The following is a 20,990-nucleotide window of genomic DNA, read 5'->3' on the forward strand; positions in this document are numbered from 1 at the left end:
AATTATTGCGTTTTATTAAGTTCTTTTAATTCTTCTAACGACTGGTTATACCAGTCAGATACTTTGTCCATATACTTGCTATCAGGGTATTTCTCTGAAAATTCTTTATAGAAAGCAACGGTTTTATTGAATCGCTCTTTTTTCTTAGACTGAATACTGTTGTCCGCCAGTTTAAACTCTGTTTCAACGGCTAGATAAAGCAACTCTTCATTATACTTTGAATCTGGATAGTCATTTTTAAAAGCTTCAATCGTAACGATAGCGGCCTCTAAATAGTTTCTGTATGATAATCCGGTAGTGAGTTTGTGGTAAAGTTTGGCCTTCAAATAAGCCTTGGTTTCGAACCTTACTTGTAGTTCGTCAATAATTCTGTTAGCATCATCATAGTATCGAGAGGCCGGCCATCTGTTCAAAAAGTTCTGCATTGCTACTACAGCTTCTTCAGAACTTGTTTGGTCTAGGTTCGCATCCGGGGCGTCCTTATAAAGTGAATAGGCAGCCATGTACTCCGATTCTTCTGCATATTGGCTTCTTCCGTAAGTTTGATAGAAATTTTTGAAACGGAAAGATGCTAACTGATAAAGTCTTTGGTAATATAAACTGTAGGCCCAGTAGAACTGAACTTTCTCTGCCTCAATGTTTCCACGATAATAAGGAGATATTTTTTCGAAAAGTATTTGCGCTTTGCTGTATTTACCTTGTTCATAAAAAGCAATAGCCCCTTTGTATAATTCTTCGTAATCATCGCTTTTTTCAAGCTTGGCTAAACTGTTAGCACAACTTGATAGTGAAATGATCACTGTTAAAAGGGTTAGAAATACCGTTTTTTTCATAAGCCTGCAAAGTTATTAGTAAAGTCCGATAATTCCAATCTTATTGAACTCTCTTACTGGAACAAATAAAACGAGTTTTTTGGCTTCTATTGAGCGATTAACCTTTTTTAACGCTGTTTAATTTCCTCCCTTTCTATCTGTTTCTGATTTCCAGTGATGCCCTCAAGGGTGGGCTTTTGATCAATTAGCCATTTAAAGCCTCTAAGCCTTCGGTCGGGCTGGACTATCTGAGGTTCGGGGATAAGTCTACCGTCTACTTCGCGATATGTTCTTAATTCGGTTACTACATTTTGATCGAAATAGAGTACCATGTTTGAACAGCTCAATTTATTCATGGTTACAGCGCCATTTTTATCGAAAGCAAAATATATGCTTTCTCCGTTTCCGAAAACATCTGTTTTACTAATTATGCCTTCTTTAAAGTCGACAACCATTTCTCTTCCTTTTACCTGATTAAAGTTCTGGGCTGAGTCTTGAGAAATCACGAAAGAATTTTGGTTCAAAAACATTTTCGAGATTCGATTATTTGCCAACTGAATTTTAATGGAATCGGCAGAAATTTGGCTATCAGCATTCCAGATTAGGGGCGAGCTATACATATAAATAGTCGAATCCATCATATTGTATGAAAGTGAATCGGCCGCACCCTGAAAATCAGATTTATACAGTTGAACATTATTAAAAGCGGTGAGGTATTTCTTTCCGAGCTCTTCATTTTGTACAGACTTCAAGGTGTCACCTTTAATAAAAAGGCTATCACCTTTCATGATTTTACGCAGATAGGCATTATCATAAACAATAGCAGTGCTTTCTATTTTGTTGTACCGAACGTGATCACCGAAAGCAGTAATTGAATCGGCAAAGGATTCCATTTTCACATTCATGTCTCCTTGATAATACTTGGTGCTATCATCAGCAATAAGTTTGTCTCCGTAAATGCGGTAGTCAGCTGTTTTGATCCATCCAAAGTAAACTTCACTGTATTTTTCAAGGGATTTATAAAGAAAACCAACCTTGGTTGAAAGCGAGTCCCCATCCGCTGAAACCGCTAGGGTTTTCCCTTTGGTAATAGATACTTTTTCTACTGTGGTATACTCTAGCGAATCGGTGTCGAGTGTAAAGTCTGGGTTGGTGAGGTTAACAGAATCTAGAAAAAGTGCCGATTTGGTTTCTGAATAATAGTAACCTCGTTTACTCTTCAACACGTTTGTACTGTCCACCAATCTTCCACCATTATAGTAATAGCCTGTTTGTGTGTTTCTATCATAATCCAGAAAATTGGTATAGAGATTTGTGCTGTCGTCTTTTAGCACTACATTTTTTCGCATTTTAGCTATGCCCGTACTTCCTGAATACTCCATGTAATCTCCAGAAAGGTCTAAATTGTCTTCTGTGTCGATAATTCTTACATGACCATAGGCAATGGCTTTGTTTGTACTTGAGTATAAGTAGGCCGAATCGCAATAAATTACAGTACTGCCTTGTACCAATTTTACTGAGCTAATCAGCCTCTGAAGTGGCTCTCCATTCTGGGTTCCATAATGTAGGTATACAGCAGTATCGACTCGCACCCTCTTTTGGGCTGAAACCCAAGTGGTAGTAACTAGAAATAAAAATAAAAATAAGGGTCTGATCATGTTTTCGAAAGTGCAAAATTATCGATTTATGCTAATTTTGATTCATGTTGAATAGGTTTTTGAGTTTTATCAAAAAGCATGCCCTCAATTCGGAGGGAGAAAAGTGGTTGTTGGCGGTGAGTGGTGGCATGGATTCCATGGTGCTTTTAAATCTTTGTCATCAGGCTGGTTTTAATATTTCGGTTGCGCATTGCAATTTTAATTTGAGGGGAGAAGAGTCTGATGCAGACGCTCAATTTGTGAAAGACACCTGTTTTAGGCTTAAAATACCCTATTTTGAAAAACACTTCGGTACTAAAGAATATTCGTCAGAGCATGGTATTTCTACCCAAATGGCAGCTCGTGATTTACGGTATGCTTGGTTCAATGAACTTTTGAAGGAGCAGAATTTGGATCAATTGGCGGTGGCACATCACGCTCAAGATAATTTAGAAACGATATTACTGAACCTAGCCAGAGGCACATCTATTTCTGGTTTGAGGGGAATGCTACCGAAATCAGGAAATATAGTTCGTCCGCTTTTAGGCTTTGAAAGAGACGAAATCGAAAACTTCGCGAAGCAAGAAAATATTCAATGGCGAGAAGATAGTTCGAATGCTTCGGAAAATTACAAGCGTAATTATTTGCGTCATCAGGTAATTCCTTTGTTCACTCAACTCAACAAAGGTTTCTATTCTACTTTTGAAAATACGCTCGAAAAGAACCTAGAAGTTGAGAAGGTTTTTCAAGAGAAAATTAATGCCTTAAAACCTTATATCGAAAAAACAGAGGGTGGTTACCGATTTTCCAAAGACCAAATTATACAGAGTGGTATTGGTGCTTTTCAGCTTTCTGAATTGTTAAAACCTTTTGGATTAAATTACGAGCAAAGCAAAGAGCTTTTATTGGCTTTAGAAGGAATTTCTGGAAAGATTTTCACCACCAAATCGCATCAGTTTACCGTGGATAGATCGTATGTTTTTATTACCCTTAATCAACCTAATAAATTGGAGTCTTTCTTAATAGAAGAAGGGCAGAGGCAGTTTAGCCTTTCAGGTCAAACTTATAAAGTGGAACGATTGAATGGTAATATTAAATTGGATAGAAATTCAGCAAAAGCTTTTTTAGACTTTAGTAAACTGATTTTTCCTTTAGAGGTGAGGACTTGGAAAGAGGGTGACCACTTTTTTCCTTTAGGTATGAAAGGCAAAAAAAAGTTGAGTGACTTTATGATTGACCAGAAAATTCCTCTAAACTTAAAAGACCAGATAAGAGTATTAACTTCTGAAGGAAATATTGTTTGGGTGATTGGTTACAGAATTGACAACCGATATAAAATCACCGAACACACAAAGGAAGTTTTAAGCATTAGCCCAAATTAGATAATGTATAATCCATTTAAGAAAACATACAGCCAGTCCGAAAAGGAACAAATCAACTTTTTGAAAGGAGTAGGGCCTTTTAGAAAACTTACGGATGATCAGCTTTTTGTTTTTGTGCCTTATTTATACACCAGAAAATACAGAAAGAACGAGGCGGTTTTCTTCGCTAAAGACCCGAGTCAGGCAGTATATATTGTAAACCACGGTGTAGTTTCTTTGAGTTTAGAGCGCAATGGTTCTTTTGAAGAGTTAGACCAAGCTGGGAAAAAGGAGTGTTTTGGCGATAATGCCTTTGTTTTAGATAATCATAGACTTTACAGTGCTATTGTGGTGAGCGAGGATGCAGAGATTTTTGTTCTACCTCAAGGTAATATTATGGATATTTTTGAATCCTATCCAGAAATTAAAGCTTCAATATTAGAGTGCTTGATGGAACGTTACAATCACTATACGGAAAGCTTATTTAAGGCCTACAAAGAGTCCTTCGGATTTTTCGAATTAAAACAGGCCTATTCCGATCATCACAATTCAGAAAGAAACCGTAGCCTCTAAGTTTTATTTAGACGTTTCGCTTGTTATCTTTGTTCATCTAATTAATTTAAATCAAATCCAGTATACCCTATGAAAGTTACAGTAGTCGGTGCCGGAAATGTAGGCGCAACCTGCGCAGACGTTTTGGCCTATAGAGAAATTGCCAACGAAGTAGTGCTTTTAGACATTAAAGAAGGTGTTGCAGAAGGAAAAGCACTAGATATTTGGCAGAAAGCTCCTATCAATCTTTACGACACAAGAACAGTTGGTTCTACCAACGATTATGCTAAAACAGCAGATTCTGATGTTGTAGTTATCACTTCGGGTTTACCAAGAAAACCGGGTATGACCAGAGATGATTTAATTCAAACCAACGCTGGTATTGTTAAAAGTGTAACTGAAAATGTTGTAAAACATTCTCCAAACGCAATCATTATTATCGTTTCAAATCCTTTGGACGTAATGACTTACCAAGCACACATTACTTCTAAATTTCCAAGAACTAGAGTAATGGGTATGGCTGGTATTTTAGATACCGCAAGATACAGAGCGTTTTTAGCTGAGGCCTTAAACGTATCGCCAAAAGACATCCAAGCAGTATTGATGGGTGGTCATGGTGACACCATGGTGCCACTTCCGCGCTACACTACTGTTGGTGGTATTCCTGTAACTGAGTTGATCGGTAAGGAAGAGCTAGACGCAATTATCGAAAGAACTAAAACTGGTGGTGGCGAATTGGTAAAACTTATGGGTACTTCAGCTTGGTATGCGCCAGGTTCGGCAGCTGCTCAAATGGTTGAGGCGATTGCAAGAGATCAAAGAAGAGTATTCCCAGTTTGCGTTAAGTTAGAAGGTGAATACGGAATTAAAGATTGCTATTTAGGTGTGCCTGTAATTTTGGGTAAAAATGGTATTGAAAAAGTAATCGAGCTTGATTTGAACGCTGAAGAGATGGAGCTATTGAAAGTTTCAGAAGGTCACGTAAAAGAAGTAATGAACGTATTGGATAACTTGGCTTAACCCATACCGATTTCTGATAAAATATAAATCCCGATTCACAAGAGTCGGGATTTTTTTGTGGGCATATATTCATGTACTTAAATAGCGCTGAATCCAAAGTAATGTTTCTCTTAATCTAGGCCTCTCCGTTTTTCTTGGCTGCCAGTCGCATTTCTTCGCTATTCCACTGGCGGCTATCATCAATAATACCGCGCTTTAAATCTTCTTCTAATTGTTCCTCTTGCTTTTTAATTTCCTCACGCACTTTGAAAATATATTCCTTTGTGTCCTTAGGTTTTTCGGTTAGTTTTCTAAGCATTTCTTCATCGTACTGAATAAATTTTTGAGATTGACGATGTACGGTATATTTCCTATGCCCCATATTAGCCAATACGTCAGCAGCCATTTTCACGGAAGTATCAAGCGATTCGCGATATACATTTTGAATTCCAAGCTCCAAAAGTTCATAAGCATCGTAACGATTCTTCGCTCTAAACATCAGTTTCAAATGTGGGTATTTCTTAATTAACGTTTTAGCAAAAGGAATAGCAACATCGGGGTTATCAATTGAGCAAATTAAAATCTTAGCTTCTGTAATTCCAGCCGATTCAAGCAGGTCTATTCGAGTGGCATCGCCATAATAAACCTCAAACCCCATTTTTCTCAATAAATCTACCCGGTTTGAGTCATGATCTAGAATAGTAGCTTCAACTCCTGAAGCCCTTAGAAAACGGCCAACAGTGCTTCCGAAATGTCCAAAACCAACCAGAATCACTTTATGGGTCTTGGCAATATGATCAATAGGTCTTTTTTCTGCTTCCTTAGTACCTACCTTAGGTAAAATCAATCGCTCGTTTATAATGCCTAAAATTGGGGCTATGGTCATACTTAATGCGGTAACTACCAGCATCATATCAAGCTGTTCAGTATTTAAAATATTTAAGTCGAAGGCAAAGGAGAGCAGCACAAAAGCGAATTCCCCAACTTGCGCCAAGCCAACAGTGAGTAATAATTTTTGGTCAAGTTTGAGATTAAAAATGGAGCCGACAATAAACAGGACAATAGCTTTTAAGAGAATAGTACCAAGAAGCAGACCTGTAATAGTAAGTGGGTAAGTGCTTAAAACTACAAAGTTAATGGACGCACCAACTGCCATGAAAAATAAACCTAGTAATAATCCTTTAAAGGGCTCTAGAGTGCTTTCCAATTCATGTTTGAACTCACTGGTAGCCAAGACCACACCGGCTAAGAAGGCGCCTAAAGCTGGGCTTAGTCCAACTAATTCCATTAGGAAAGAAATACTCACAACAATAAATAGAGAGGATGCTGTAAGTAGCTCTCTTACTCTTGCTTTAGCTACTAATCTGAGCATTGGCACTATTACATAACGCCCTAGAATTACCACTAGAATAACTGAAGAGAAAACAGCAAGTGCTTGCAAACCAATGGGTAAACTGTCGAGTAACGATCTGTGAGCTTCAGTTGTAACTGACGTTGCAGCAGGAGGAATGTCGTCAGTTTTGGCGAGTAGAGGAATAACCGCCAACATAACGATGACAATAATATCTTGAAAGAGCAAAATAGAAAAGGAGGAAACACCATAAGTAGTGTCCATTAAGCCCTTTTCTTTTAGTGTTTGAAGCGCTATGGCTGTAGAAGACAAAGCTATGGCCATGGAGATGGTAAGTGCCACTTGCCAGTTTAAGCCAAGTAAAATCAAGATAAAGTAGGAGAGAAGCATCGTCAATATAACTTGAGCACCTCCCATGCCTACAATGGTTTTCCGCATCTGCCAAAAATTTTTGGGCTCTATTTCTAGGCCAATCAAAAAGAGCATCATTACAACGCCAAATTCTGCAAAATGCATTATGTCTTCACCTTCGTTGCCAATAAAGCCCAAAACGTAAGGCCCAATAAGGATGCCTGCTAACAGATAGCCAAGTACAGAACTTAATCCAAGCCTTTTAGCAATAGGTACACAAATGACCGCACCCGCCAAAAGAACAATTGCATTAAAGAGAATACTACCGCTCATTCGTCTTTATTTTTTTGAGTAAAGGTGTATCATTTAAAAAATCACAATCCTTGGTGATTTTAAATGCTTTGTCTTCTTGCAGTGCACTAATGAGCTGATCGTATTGATTAACATGAATCTCTAGATCTTCTTTCGATAGATTATGTGTGCCCATCACTGTAAATGGAGGCAGGTATTCCATGCCACACAGGCGTGCGGTTTGTTCAAAAGGTCTCAAAAACTCATTCACAGAATAATGGTTGTTTCCGCTCGAACAATATACTTCTCGAGTACCGCCCGTGGTAATTACATTTAAGCATTTCTTATCTTGAAGTGCATTTCCCTTCGGACCATAAGCCCAATTAAATTCTAATACAACATCTATCCACTGTTTCATAAGCGGAGGGCAATTGTACCAGTAAAATGGGTGGTGCCATATAATCACATCGTGCGTATTCAGAAGCTCTTTCTCCTTAGGTAAATCAATATTGAAATCTGGGTATCGCTCATAAAGATCATGAAAGGTGATACCCTCACGATTCTGTATTTTATCCACAAGAGCCTTATTCGTTTTTGAATGTTCGAATTTAGGATGAGCAAATAAGACCAATACGTTTTTCATTCTTATGATTTAGGTGACAAAGAATTTGACGCTATAAATAGTTCCTTCAATGTTGTATTTCACTTTGATTTTGAATTCAGCTGATTGAGCAGAAGTTCTTTTACTCTTCTATGGCTTCATAAATTAGTTTGTACATATCGTTCCAAAAGGCATTGTCATTAAAAGGTACAATTTGAGTCATACCTACGAACACCATTTCTTCTTTAGGATCAATAAAGAACTTGGTGTTGAAGTATCCACTCCATTCGTAAGTGCCAGCTGATTTGGGGCTTTTTTTGTTTTCGCTATCTAAATAGACAGTGAAACCCAACCCGAAGGATTGGCCTGAGTTATTCTCTTTATAGTCTGTAATTACATTCGGCATTTGGTCGCTCGACATTTCTTTCAAGGCTTCTGCGCCTAAAATATCGCCACCGCCTAATGCCAACGTATTAATGAATTTGGCGTAATCCATAGCGGTAGACGTAAGGCCACCGCCTCCTGCAAAAATATTTCTAGGGCCTTCCATTGGATAACTGGCTTGAGCAGCCATTCCCATTTCATCTAAAGTAATGAGTTGGCCTTGCGCTTTGGTGTAAACAGGCACTAAACGATCGAACTTTTCTTTGGGTAAATAGAAATAAGTGTCTGTCATTCCAGCCTTATCGAAAATGTGTTGCTTGAAGTATTCGTCTAAAGCCTGATTTGAAACCACTTCAATCACTCTGCCCAAAACATCCATGCTGAGTCCATAAGAAAATTTTGCACCTGGCTGATGAGCTAAGGGTACTTTGGCCAGTTTGTCAATCCACTCTTCTGTACTCCAAGTAGGGTGAGAAAAACCTACGTTCATATTATATTTCTCGTAAACCGCCATCAACTTTCCAGGGTTAAAACTTCCGTAAACAATGCCCGAAGTGTGGGTTAGGAGGTTGCGGATGGTCACAGGTTTTTCTACAGGTACTGTTGTAAAACTTGAGTCGGAAGGCTCGAACGTATCAAGTACTACTTGGTCTTTAAATGATGGGATATATTTATAAACGGGATCATCCAAGTCAATTTTTCCTTGTTCATACAGCTGCATAATACCAACTGAAGTAATGGCTTTGGTCATGGAAGCAATTCGGTAAATATCATCGTTCTGGTAAGCTTTTTCTTTTTTAGAAGTTCTGTAACCAAAGCTTTTATTGTAAACTATTTGACCATTTTTGGCCAATAAGAATGTTCCCCCCGGAAGCCTTTTTTCATCAATGGCTTTCATGATGAGATTATCTATTTCTGATAATTTATCAGCAGAAACACTAACACTTTCAGGTTTTAAATTGGTTTTAAGCGCTGTGTTTTCATTGCATGAATAAATTGAAACACAGAGTAAGAGGAGTAAGGCTAGCTTTTTCATTAGGTCGATTTTGATGAGAAGATAAGCACAATAGACCAAAAGATTTTTACCACTTATAAGTTTATAAGAAAGGTAAAGCCGTCAACCTCTAGTAATACTCAAAAAATGTAATGTTTGCTAGTCACCAAATGAAATACCGATGCCTTTGGCAGCATGCACCAAATAGGAGAGTGGATCTACATTATTGTAGGCTTCGGTAGCGGCTTCTAATGATACTGAACTGATCTCATTGTTTTTGAAGGTGACCATTTTTCCGAAATCACCCGTTAAAGCCAATTCCATGGCCTTTACCCCATATTGGGTTGCTAAAACTCTATCGAAGGCATTTGGACTGCCACCCCTTTGTAAATGGCCAAGCACCATTTCACGGATATCTGCCTTACAGCCGACATTTTTCAGTTGTTGGGTAAGCTGATAAGCTACACCTCCCAAACGTAAGTTTTGGTAGCCTGCTTCATCGCTTTTTCTGGCCGTAATACTCCCGTCTTTTGGTTTTGCTCCTTCTGCTATTACAATGTTTACAAACCCTCTACCGTTATTGTATCGCGATTCAATTCTTTCTTTTACGGCTTCAATATCATAAGGAATTTCTGGAATTAGGCAGATTTCAGCTCCACCAGCTATGGCTGAATGGAGTGCAATCCAACCTGCAGAGCGTCCCATCACTTCAAGAATAATTACTCGGTGATGACTTTCAGCGGTTGAAACCAGTTTGTCTACAGCGTCTGTCGCTTCTTGCACTGCGGTTTGAAACCCGAAAGTGTAATCGGTGGCAGAAAGGTCGTTGTCTATGGTTTTCGGAACACCCACTACGGGCATCCCTTTATCGAACAAGGCTTTACTGATACGCTGAGAACCGTCTCCGCCAATACTGATTACACAATCAAAATCCATTTCTTTTATCATGTGCACCATTTCGTCTGAACGATCTATGGTTTCAACTTCTCCATTTTCTTTAGTAATGGTGAAGTTGAAAGGGTCTGATTTAGTAGTAGTACCCAGAATGGTACCGCCTTTTACATGAATACCCGCAACGGTTTTATTGGTAAGCCTAATAATTTCTTGCGGAGCACGAAGTACACCATTATAAGCTTCGATACTACCATATACTTCTACATCGCCTTCATGATCGGCTCTTTTCACAATAGCTCTGATTACGGCATTTAAGCCAGGGCAGTCGCCACCTCCAGTAAGTACTAGTATCTTTTTCATGCTATTTCTTTATGAATCATTTCAAGATGAGAGAACCCTCCAAAAGTTGTTATTATAAAGCTATGCAAATTCATCTCGATTTAGATGTTTGTTTAAGCTTAACTTTTGGAGGGTTTCCTTATGCTTATTTGAGTGCTAAAGTTATAAACAAAAAAACTCCTGAATTTGATTTCAGGAGTTTTGAATTTTAGTGGTTAAAAAGGAATTAGTCCTTTTTGGCCATTCTTAAACGAGTGCTCTCGTCTAACCATATTTTTCTCATTCTTATTGATTGAGGAGTGATTTCTAAGTATTCATCCTTTTGGATGTATTCCATGGCTTCTTCTAAAGAGAATCTGCGCGGAGGAACAATTTTAGAGTTGTCGTCAGAGCCTGACGCACGCATGTTGGTCAGTTTTTTTCCTTTTTGAATGTTTACCACCAAGTCATTTTCACGGCTATGTTCGCCAATAACTTGACCTGTGTAAAGTTCTTCTCCAGGAGCAACGAAGAATACACCTCTGTCTTGAAGTTTATCAATAGAGTAGGCAGTACCTGGTCCGTTTTCCATTGAAATTAGAGAGCCATTTGCACGGCCTTTAATTTCACCTTTCATTGGCTGATACTCTTTAAACCTGTGGTTCATAACGGCCTCACCAGCAGTGGCGGTAAGTACGTTGTTTCTTAAACCAATTAATCCTCTTGAAGGAATTTCGAACTCTAAATGTTGTTGGTCGCCTTTCGGCTCCATAATTTTAAGCTCACCTTTTCTTTGGGTAGCCAATTCAATTACTTTACCTGCAACGTTATCTGGCACATCAACGACCAATGTTTCGATTGGTTCGCATTTCTTACCATCAATTTCTTTGTAAATAACTTGTGGCTGACCTACCATAAGCTCGTAACCTTCTCTACGCATGGTTTCGATCAAAACAGAAAGGTGAAGGATACCACGGCCAAAAACCAAGAACTTATCTTCAGAATCAGTATCCTGAATTTTAAGAGCAAGGTTCTTTTCGATTTCTTTGTATAGTCTTTCTCTTAAGTGTCTTGAGGTTACAAATTTACCTTCACTACCAAAGCCAGGAGAGTTGTTGATGGTAAACAACATGTTCATTGTTGGCTCATCAATTTTTAGCCTTTTTAATGGCTGTGGATTATCAAAATCGGTAAGGGTATCACCAATTTCAAAACCTTCTAAGCCCACAATAGCACAAAGATCACCTGCTTTTACTTCGGTTACTTTAGCGCGGCCTAAGCCTTCAAAAACCTGTAATTCTTTAATTCTAACTCTTTTAACAGAGCCGTCAGCTTTGGTTAAGCCCATTGCTTTTCCTTCTTCCAATTTACCTTGGTACACTCTACCAATTGCAATTCTACCTACAAAAGAAGAGTAGTCGAGAGAAGTAACTTGAAACTGAGGAATGCCATCAGGAGAAGGTGCTTCTGGAATTACTTCCAATATTTTATCTAAAAGAGGGAAAATGTTATCAGTTGGTTTTTGCCAATCGGTACTCATCCATCCTTGTTTAGAAGAACCATAAATGGTATGAAAATCTAATTGTTCTTCTGTAGCGTCAAGATTGAACATTAAGTCAAAAACTTGCTCATGAACCTCGTCAGGTCTACAGTTTTCTTTATCAACTTTATTTACTACTACGATTGGTGTAAGGCCAAGCTCAAGTGCTTTACCCAATACAAATCGTGTTTGAGGCATTGCACCTTCAAAAGCATCAACAAGCAAAAGAACACCATCGGCCATTCTTAAAACACGCTCTACCTCACCGCCAAAATCTGCGTGACCAGGAGTGTCAATAATATTAATCTTAACTCCTTTATAAACAACTGATACGTTTTTAGAAAGAATGGTAATTCCTCTTTCACGCTCTAAGTCGTTGTTATCCAGTATTAAGTCACCTGTTTCTTGATTCTCTCTGAAAATCTGAGAAGCGTGGATGATTTTATCTACCAAGGTTGTTTTACCGTGGTCAACGTGTGCGATAATCGCGATGTTTCTTATGCTTTGCATGACAGCTTAAAATTGAAGGCGCAAAGGTAAGGATTCCGATTTAATAATTGTGATTTCTTTATTAAATGAATATTAGCAAGCAACCGAACTGATCATTATATGTTCACAGAGCAAGTAAAAAGGTCTATCTTGTTGAAATAAAGGTTACTTGGGTGTTGTTAGAGGTTATACAAATAACTTTGTTTTAGGTTGATAAAAATACCCATGTGTGGAGAAATTACGCTATGTTACTTTAACAAAAGTAGGTTCTAGAGTGTTTTTTACAGCTTTTGATCATGGCAAGATTTTAGAAATATATTACTCATGAAACTCTCTCTCTCAAAAACAGCATATGCCCTTATTATCATTGTACTTGGTGTACTAGTTTTAAAGCAAGGTGGCTTTTTGTTTATTCCATTAGCTTTTGCCTTTATTGGCGTGTCTTTTTATCTAAAGCCCGTACAGTGGTTAGAATCAAAGGGGTTCAACTCCTTTTGGTCTATTTTCACCCCTTTGGTTACAGGTAGTATCATTATTTTTTTTGCTGGCTACTTTATGGTTTCACAAATTGTAGGTGTGGCTAAATCAATGGATTCTGATGTGAACATTGAGAATGCATCTGGCAAAATTGCTGAGTTCTTCAATGATAAAGTTCCAGATGGAATGATGTCGGTAGATAAGGAGGAAGTTTCTGAAAGTATGAAGAATATGCTGGGTAATTTGGGCATGCCGTTAATCGGAGGAACTTTTAAGGCTACCGGTTGGGTAGTAAGTAATGGTACTTTAGCTCTTGTATTTACATTTCTTATTTTATTGTACCGAAAAGGTATAGCCGATATAGTAACCCATTTAGGGAATAAAGCCAATGCTAAAGAGCATACCGAATTGCTTTTGAGGCTGACCAAAACAGGGCAGCAATATATGTCGGGGCTTGGGTTATTGATCGTAATTCTAACTACTCTATATACAATTGCTTTTTATGCCTTTGGGCTCAAATATTCACTTGTGTTTGCTTTTGTAGCGGCTACTCTGGCTATCATTCCTTATATCGGTACTACGCTTGGCGCCTCACTACCAGTAATTTACGCCTATATTACTTACGATAATCACTATATCGCTTTAGGTCTTATAGGTTGTATAATCCTTATTCAGAGTTTAGAGGGTAATTTCCTGACACCTAAAATTGTTGGAGGAAGCATGAAGTTAAACCCATTGGCTTCGCTTATGGCCTTAGTAATCGGGAATTACATTTGGGGTTTAGCAGGAATGATTTTGTTCTTGCCTTTGGCCGCCATGGCGCGTATTGTTATTAAGGAAATAGAACCTTTGAAGCCACTGGCTGAGTTGTCGGGTGAAAAAATCACTAATACCGAATGATTCTTTATGATTGATGGCCGCTTATTTTGCTAAGTCTATAATGGCCTGTATAGTTTCTCCATTATTAACACCTAGTCCTTCTTTTTGGTGAACCAATTCACCTTCTTGATTGAAAACACTGATGATGTTAGAGTGAGAAAAATCCATTGGAGAAATTTTCTTATAGTTCACGGCCAATACAGCAGCAAACTCACGAGTGTCACTTTCTGAACCTCTTAAGAAAAGCCATTGGTCTGAATCCATTTCGTTTTCAATAGCGAACTCTTTCAGCCTTTCAGGTGTGTCGGTTTCTGGGTCTATACTGACTAGTACGAATTTGACGTTTTGCTTTTTTTCATTAGGTAGTTTTGATTCTATATCCCTCATGTCTGCTACTAGGCGTGGACAGGCTACCTGACATGAAGTATAAATCATTACCATTACCAAAACGTCTCCTCTTAAGTCTTTTAGTTCAGTTTCTTTATTGTTCTGAGACGTCCAAACCGAAGGCAGGTTGTAGATAGAGAGTTCAGAAAGCTCTTTATTAGTTTCTGCTACTTCTTGTTTCTTCTTGTTTCCGCATGAAGAGAACAGGAGGGTGATGATTATGATAAATACGGAGAGATTTTTCATCTTGAGGGTTTGTTTGCTGTGAGTTTTACCAATTTTTAAATGGCTTATTGATTAGTATTCACATCTTGAATACATCTAAACCCAAGGTTTTTAATTGAGTACTGCGCCTTAATGCTGCCTCTAAAAGCATAACGCATAAAGGCCGCGTAATTCATTAGGTCTGAAGCACCAACTGCCGCGCTACCGCAAAACAGGTCGCTGTCTTTATCCACATCTTTTCTGGATTCACCTGAAATGAGTACAGAATTAAAATCTAAAGTCCATTCCCAAGCAGCACCGTGTAAATCGTAGATTCCCCAATAATTTTTGAATGTGGAGCCAATAGGGTTTTTGATGGTGTTGGAAGTTTCATACCAACTTAAAATATACTTATTGTAGTCCTCTTTCTTTCGGGCATCAGGCGAAACAGCATCGGCCATTGCCGCATATTCCCATTCGTCTACAGTTGGAAGCCTTTTTCCTTGGTATTCACAATAGGATTTGGCGGCAAACCAAGAAACACTTGTAATAGGAGCATCGGGGAGAAAGTCTTTACTGAATGTTGTATCATTTTCCCAGTTGGCTAAATAGCTGGCATCTGCATACAACTTAAGGACTTTACTTTTTCTCCATTTAGGATGGTCAATTACAAACTGTTGGTATTCCGCATTTGTAACAGGGTAAACATCCATGAAAAATGAATTGACTTTTACGGTAGCAGAATCGACCCCATATAAGGGGATGAATTCACCCCCTTTAACCAATACCATATTCTTTTGTTGCGCCAATGTAGTTAGCGGTATAATTAGGCAGAGCCAAGTGGTCACTATCTTTCCGTAAAAGGAATTCATTTCGATCAGTTTTTACTTAATATTTCTTCTGCTTTTCACCATTGCACCAGTAACCTCTGACTTGTTATTGCCCCAGTTGTTATAAACATAGGTCAATACACTGGCTATTTCATTGTCGGTTAGTGTTTGCTTGGTCATTACACTGTTGTATTTCGTGCCGTTAACAGTAATCTCACCAGATTTGCCATGCAGTACAATGTCTATTGCTCTGTTTACGTCTGCGTTTAAATAGTCAGCCTTTGCCAAAGGAGGGAAGATGGTTGGAATACCTTGACCTTCTGGTTGGTGACAAGCAAAACAGGTTTGTTGGTAGACCGTTTTACCCAAATTCAATTTTTCTGCAAGCGATAACTCTTGAGGTGCCTCTTCTTTGGCGGTAGCTGTAGATGGCATTGTTTGGATACCGCTACCTTCTGGTAGGTAAATGCCTTCCATTTGCGTTCCAGAGTAAACTTGTTCATCTTCTTCGCCTGAAACTTTTAACATACCCAAAGCTCCTTTATTAAAAGCTCTGAAGATAGAGTGATCAACCAATACGAGAGTTCCCGGTACATCTACTTTGAATTCAACCATAGCAGCCCCACCTGCAGGAATTAGCGTAGTCTGTACGTTCTTGTTGACCATAGAACCACCTTCAACTGATACTTTATCGAAAATTTCACCAATCACGTGGAAAGAAGATACAAGGTTAGGGCCTCCATTTCCAACAAAGAGTCTAATGGTTTCACCAACATTTGCAGTCAAGGCATTATCGCCAGTAAGTCCATTAACTTGACCGTTGAAAACTACATAATCAGCATCTTCATTTACAGCCTTTTGCATATCGAAGGCCTGCAAACCACGCTCACCGTTGGCGCCTTTTGTATAGAAGTCGCCTTGCATTACATAATATTCTTTGTCAACCGGAGGTAAACCACCTTCTGGCTCTACTAAGATTAAGCCGTACATTCCGTTAGCAATGTGCATTCCCACCGGGGCAGTAGCACAGTGGTATACATAAAGCCCTGGGTTTAAGGTTTTAAAAGAGAATGTTTTTTCATGACCTGGAGCAACAAATGATGATTCAGCTCCTCCTCCAGGACCAGTTACAGCATGTAAATCAATATTGTGAGGTAACTTGTTGTCTGGGTGATTTGATAATGTAAATTCTACTTCGTCACCTACACGAGTTCTGATGAAACTTCCTGGTACTGAACCCCCGAAAGTCCAATAGATGTACTTTACTCCATCGGTCATGGTTCCTTCTTGTTCAAGGATTTCCATGTTTACAATCACCTTTTTGGCTTTTCTATCGCCAATGGGAACTGGAACGTTTGGTGGAGAAGTTAGGTCTGCAATGACTTGGCCTGTTATAGGCATGTCTTTTGGGTTTCTAATCGTGGGCTTGTCATTCGAACAGGAAGGTAGAATGGCTATAAAAAGCGCCAAAACCATGGCTTTTTTAATGTCCCAAAATGAGTGGTTGGCAGTGTTTTTCATAGTGCTGAATTTAGCTGTGTGGAATCGACTTATTTGTCTATATAAAAGTAAATTATAAACATGCTGGACTATATGATCTAGGTCATGTTTTAGCATGATTTAAACTATGTATTATCGGTGTAATCAACTGATTAATGGTTATGTATGTGTTGTTTTGATGAGGCTACTAATTGCGGCTTAGTAACTGTTTTTCGGTTTTGGTACTTTTGAACAGGTTAGGAGTAATATCAAGCATTATCCAAACCCAATTGTTCGTATTATTGTCGGAGTTTCCTTTTAAAATCGCCATGCCTTCAGATGCGAAAAGCTGTGAATAGCCTACCTTTAAGGAGATACTCTTTCGTACTGCGTGAGAAAACACCAAGTCTACTTCGTTACCCAATCGCTTTTTGCTGCTACCTGCTAAATCTGAAGCTGCTGAGAAGTTGTGTAAGGTTACAGATAAGCTGCTTTTAGCATTTAACTTAGTGGTGTTGGTAAGGTAAATATCGGTCAAGCCTACGTTGGGGTAATGGTTGCCCACATAGAAATAGTCCATCAAACCATTGAACTTATGATTGGTGCCATACAATGGGTTAAAGGCTTTATTCTTTTGGTTATTAGGCGCTCCATTATCGTTTCCACTGATTATTTCTGCACCAAATACAACTTTCGATTTTTCCGAAACTTGATAGTCAGCAGAGAAAGCGAGGAGGTAGGCGTTTAGGCTACTGTTGATGATGTCTTTCCCACCTTGGTAATAAATGTTAGAGGATAACCCAAGCTTGTCCTTTTTGTAGTTGGAGTGGATTCCAACAGTTTGGCTATACCTTACTTCATTGTTCTGATTGTTGGTATTGTCAATGTGCTGCAAACCATTGTTCAAAAATAGAAAACTACCTGAAAAATTAGTCCAATCCTTGTGAAGCCACATGTATTGAAAGGTTTTATAGGTACCTAAAATGTTATAGTCGTTTCCTGTGAGTTGCTCGTTCGTCTGATTGTAAGCCAAACCAACATCTAGTTTGAAGCCCTCATTTTGCCATTTCAATTGCAAGGCGTCATGACTTCTCCCTTGGGTGGCCCAATCCACATTTCCAAAAATTCGACTGTCGTCATAAATGATTTCTTGACGGCCAGCCTTAATTGCGAATGATTCAGACAAATAAACCTTTGCCCAAGCCTGATAAATCATGAGGCCGTTTCTATCGGCTGTATTTAATTGGGGGACATCGCCCCAAACACTGATATTTTGAAAACTCAGCAATACATCAAGATTTTCGGTCTTGTAATCAATATTTAGGCGAGTTCTCTGTCCAATGAATGCTGCTGGATCGGTATTGTCTGGAAATAAGGTTTTGTAGCCATGCCGGTATTCAAAGCGACTTCTCAGCTGAGCATCTACACTGATCTGCGCATGGAGGTTTGAAAAAATGGTTAAAAACAGCACTACGAATATTCCCTTTTGTATTCCCATAACACATTGGTTTTATGTCGAATACAAAAGTTGTATGAAATGCTAGGCTAGTCTATGATTTTAATCACCCAATTAGATGATATAGATTGGTAGAAATAAAAAGGTTTTGAATTTATTGAATCAAAGCGTCCTTAAGCTAATACTTTTTCTTTACTCCCTTAATCGCAGGTTCGTTCCAAGGATCATCGGGCCAAACGTGTTTAGGGTAGCGTCTTTTCAGTTCTTTCTTCACTTCAAAATAAGCATCTGACCAAAAGCTCTTTAGATCCGAAGTGATTTGTACTGGTTTAAAACCAGGGGAGAGCAGGTGCAGCAAAACGGATTGCTTGCCTTCATTCACCTTTGGCGTTTCGGCCAAACCAAATACTTCCTGAATGCGAACGGCCAATACAGGCGGTTCGGCATTGTCGCGGTACATCAGCTTAATTTTGGACCCACTCGGTACGGTCAAATGCGTTGGAGCCTGTTTGTCTAATTGTTGTTGCTGCTCAAAAGTGAGGCTGTGTTGCAGCACTTCTTTTAGGTTGATTTTCTTTAAATCTTCAGGCCGTTTGACGTTGGCTAAATACGGACTCAGCCATTCAGCATTGGTTTGTAAAAGGCTAGAGGTGCTTACTTCTGGCCATTGTTCTTGCGGGTTCCACTTTCTCAAACTGAGAATTCTATTTTGCCATTGCTGAACCTCTTCGTTAAAATCTAGAAGTTGTTCACCTTCCTTTTTTAATGCTTCAGAAATGGCAGCCACCTTATGACTTTCATCTGGCGAGGGCAGGGGCTTGCTTTGCAATACGATGCTACCAATGCGTAAATCCTTTGTGGCAATCAATCCACCTTCACTGGTATCCCAAGTAATGACTTCCGTTTCTTTTACCAAAGGTGCTAAATCGCGAGGGTTCAAAGGCGAAGCCATAAAAATTTTGCCCATTCCTTCACGGGCGTCAATATGGCAAATGGCCAACCAAGGCTCATCGGCCAAGTCTTCTCGGTGGCCTGCCATAGCGTATCGACCGTTAGAAAGTTGGAATTGGGCATTGTTGCCGGGACGCGCAAAGGCAATTCTTTCGGGGTAAGCACGGGTAATTAGCACGCCTGTTTCAAAAGGATCAACACTGTTATTGTCGGGTTCGATATTGAAAAGACTACGATACTGCTCTGCAATTTTCTCGATACGGCCCATTTTGCGGTTGTCGCGGTTTTCTCGCCTATGGACTCTGAGCGCCTCAATTCGGGCGTTGATGTCAATGCCTGCTTCTCGGCCCAGCGGATCTCTTTCTTCTAATAAAGCGGCAATATCAGTGGCCAATTCCAATTGATCATCTTCTTTAGCCATCAGCAGCATATGCGCAATTCGTGGATGACAAGGCAAACGAAGCATCTTCTTACCATGTGCTGTGATTCTACCGTTTTCTAATGCTTCTAACTGATGCAATAAATCAGTGGCTTGCGCTAAAGGGCCTTTCGGAGGAGGCGTAAGCCAAGTCATTTGTTGCACATCCGTTATGCCCCATTGCGACATGTCGAGGACTAGTGAAGCCAAATCTGCTTCAAGAATTTCTGGGGTAATGTGTTCTGTTAATCGTTGTTGGGTTACTGCAGACCACATGCGATAACAAACGCCTGAACTTAATCGGCCAGCCCTTCCTGCCCGTTGGTCGGCTGAATCTCTTGAAATACGAACCGTTTCTAGTCGAGACAAACCAGAGTTGGGATCGAATTTAGAGGTGCGTCCAAAACCACTATCCACCACTACTTTAATGCCTTCAATGGTTAAACTGGTTTCGGCAATGGAAGTGGCTAAAACTACTTTTCGATTTCCATTTCTATCTGGTAAAATGGCTGCAGCTTGTTGCCTTTGGGGCAGCGAACCGTAGAGCATATGGATGGAAAACCCACGTAGTTCTCTCCTTAAAATTTCGTTGGCGGTATGGATTTCCCGCTGTCCAGGCAAGAAAACCAGAATGTCACCTTCATGGGCTTTTGCGGCTTTCATCACGGTTCTGGCACAAAGCTCGGCCATTGAAAATTCATCAATATCGTTTTCGTAACGCACTTCAACTGGATATTGCTTGCCTTTACTGACTATGGCAGGCGCCTTCAACAGTGAAGTTAATTGCGGCATGTTCAGTGTGGCCGACATAACCATAATGCGCAAATCGCTGCGTAAAACTTGTTGGGCTTCGCGGCAGAGCGCCAAGGCCACATCGGCATGGATACTGCGTTCGTGGAATTCATCAAAAATAACCAAACCCACATTCTCCAAAGCATTATCGTTTTGGATCATTCGAGTCAGAATTCCTTCGGTAAGTACTTCTATTTTAGTGTGTTCAGAAGTTCTGTTTTCAAACCGAATCCGAAAACCGACTGTTTGGCCCACAGGTTCTTCCAAAAAGTAGGAGAGGCGTTCGGCAATGGTTCTGGCGGCCAATCTTCGTGGTTCTAGCATCAATATCTTCTTTCCTTCTAACCACGGCTCGCTCAGCAAAGCAAGAGGAAGAAGCGTGCTTTTACCAGCTCCTGGAGGTGCATTTACGATCAGCGTATTTCCTTGGCTAAGGTGCTGGCGCACATCGTCAATAATTTCGGTAACGGGAAGCTGAACGGAATGCGGATCGAATGACAAAGCTTGATTAAATTTAGATTAGATGAGTAAGCAAAATTAAGC

16 protein-coding genes are annotated in these 20,990 nt (G+C 39.5%); 4 read left to right on the forward strand and 12 right to left on the reverse strand.

Going from position 1 to position 20,990, the window contains the following annotated elements:
• Positions 1–2: 2 nt before the first annotated feature.
• Together AWW67_RS14140 and AWW67_RS14145 are read right to left on the reverse strand one after the other, a co-directional pair.
• The gene (locus AWW67_RS14140; RefSeq protein ID WP_071387146.1) at positions 3–833 is read right to left on the reverse strand and encodes an outer membrane protein assembly factor BamD; all 831 of its coding nucleotides are present in this window, start codon (positions 831–833) and stop codon (positions 3–5) included.
• Positions 834–940: 107 nt separating this feature from the next.
• On the reverse strand, positions 941–2,470 hold the full coding sequence (locus AWW67_RS14145; RefSeq protein WP_062302544.1) for an OstA-like protein: 1,530 nt from the start codon (positions 2,468–2,470) through the stop codon (positions 941–943).
• Positions 2,471–2,514: 44 nt separating this feature from the next.
• Between AWW67_RS14145 and tilS the strand changes: the two genes are divergently transcribed.
• The 3 genes from tilS (at position 2,515) to mdh (ending at position 5,382) form a co-directional block, all read left to right on the forward strand.
• Positions 2,515–3,831, forward strand: coding sequence for a tRNA lysidine(34) synthetase TilS (tilS, locus tag AWW67_RS14150; protein ID WP_062302545.1), 1,317 nt, complete (start codon positions 2,515–2,517; stop codon positions 3,829–3,831).
• Positions 3,832–3,834: 3 nt separating this feature from the next.
• On the forward strand, positions 3,835–4,383 hold the full coding sequence (locus AWW67_RS14155) for a Crp/Fnr family transcriptional regulator (protein WP_053222032.1): 549 nt from the start codon (positions 3,835–3,837) through the stop codon (positions 4,381–4,383).
• Positions 4,384–4,452: 69 nt separating this feature from the next.
• Positions 4,453–5,382, forward strand: a complete 930-nt coding sequence (gene mdh, locus AWW67_RS14160; protein WP_053222033.1) for a malate dehydrogenase — start codon at positions 4,453–4,455, stop codon at positions 5,380–5,382.
• Positions 5,383–5,497: 115 nt separating this feature from the next.
• Here mdh and AWW67_RS14165 read toward each other — a convergent pair whose 3' ends face one another.
• From AWW67_RS14165 to typA, 5 genes are all read right to left on the reverse strand, one after another.
• Positions 5,498–7,396, reverse strand: coding sequence for a monovalent cation:proton antiporter-2 (CPA2) family protein (locus tag AWW67_RS14165; protein ID WP_062302546.1), 1,899 nt, complete (start codon positions 7,394–7,396; stop codon positions 5,498–5,500).
• The gene (gene kefF, locus AWW67_RS14170) at positions 7,386–7,997 is read right to left on the reverse strand and encodes a glutathione-regulated potassium-efflux system oxidoreductase KefF (RefSeq protein ID WP_062302548.1); all 612 of its coding nucleotides are present in this window, start codon (positions 7,995–7,997) and stop codon (positions 7,386–7,388) included. Before kefF ends, AWW67_RS14165 begins: the two co-directional genes overlap by 11 nt.
• Positions 7,998–8,097: 100 nt before the next feature.
• Positions 8,098–9,375, reverse strand: coding sequence for a serine hydrolase domain-containing protein (locus tag AWW67_RS14175; protein ID WP_062302549.1), 1,278 nt, complete (start codon positions 9,373–9,375; stop codon positions 8,098–8,100).
• 117 nt (positions 9,376–9,492) lie between these two features.
• On the reverse strand, positions 9,493–10,587 hold the full coding sequence (locus AWW67_RS14180; RefSeq protein WP_062302551.1) for a 6-phosphofructokinase: 1,095 nt from the start codon (positions 10,585–10,587) through the stop codon (positions 9,493–9,495).
• Positions 10,588–10,792: 205 nt separating this feature from the next.
• A complete protein-coding gene (gene typA / locus AWW67_RS14190; RefSeq protein WP_053222039.1) occupies positions 10,793–12,595 on the reverse strand; it encodes a translational GTPase TypA in 1,803 nt (600 codons plus the stop codon).
• Positions 12,596–12,898: 303 nt separating this feature from the next.
• Between typA and AWW67_RS14195 the strand changes: the two genes are divergently transcribed.
• Complete coding sequence (locus AWW67_RS14195; protein ID WP_062302552.1) at positions 12,899–13,951, forward strand: AI-2E family transporter; 1,053 nt, start codon at positions 12,899–12,901, stop codon at positions 13,949–13,951.
• Between the two features lie 21 nt (positions 13,952–13,972).
• Here AWW67_RS14195 and AWW67_RS14200 read toward each other — a convergent pair whose 3' ends face one another.
• From AWW67_RS14200 to hrpB, 5 genes are all read right to left on the reverse strand, one after another.
• Positions 13,973–14,563, reverse strand: a complete 591-nt coding sequence (locus AWW67_RS14200; RefSeq protein ID WP_062302553.1) for an SCO family protein — start codon at positions 14,561–14,563, stop codon at positions 13,973–13,975.
• A gap of 44 nt (positions 14,564–14,607) precedes the next feature.
• A complete protein-coding gene (locus tag AWW67_RS14205) occupies positions 14,608–15,393 on the reverse strand; it encodes a formylglycine-generating enzyme family protein (protein WP_245620766.1) in 786 nt (261 codons plus the stop codon).
• Between the two features lie 12 nt (positions 15,394–15,405).
• The gene (gene nirK, locus AWW67_RS14210) at positions 15,406–16,872 is read right to left on the reverse strand and encodes a copper-containing nitrite reductase (RefSeq protein ID WP_053222042.1); all 1,467 of its coding nucleotides are present in this window, start codon (positions 16,870–16,872) and stop codon (positions 15,406–15,408) included.
• Positions 16,873–17,038: 166 nt separating this feature from the next.
• Entirely contained in the window at positions 17,039–18,328 is a 1,290-nt protein-coding gene (locus AWW67_RS14215; RefSeq protein ID WP_062302555.1) for an alginate export family protein, read from the reverse strand.
• Positions 18,329–18,464: 136 nt separating this feature from the next.
• On the reverse strand, positions 18,465–20,948 hold the full coding sequence (hrpB, locus tag AWW67_RS14220; protein ID WP_062302556.1) for an ATP-dependent helicase HrpB: 2,484 nt from the start codon (positions 20,946–20,948) through the stop codon (positions 18,465–18,467).
• Positions 20,949–20,990: the final 42 nt, after the last annotated feature.

This window comes from Roseivirga seohaensis (assembly GCF_001592945.1).
In the GTDB taxonomy this organism is placed as follows: domain Bacteria; phylum Bacteroidota; class Bacteroidia; order Cytophagales; family Cyclobacteriaceae; genus Roseivirga; species Roseivirga seohaensis.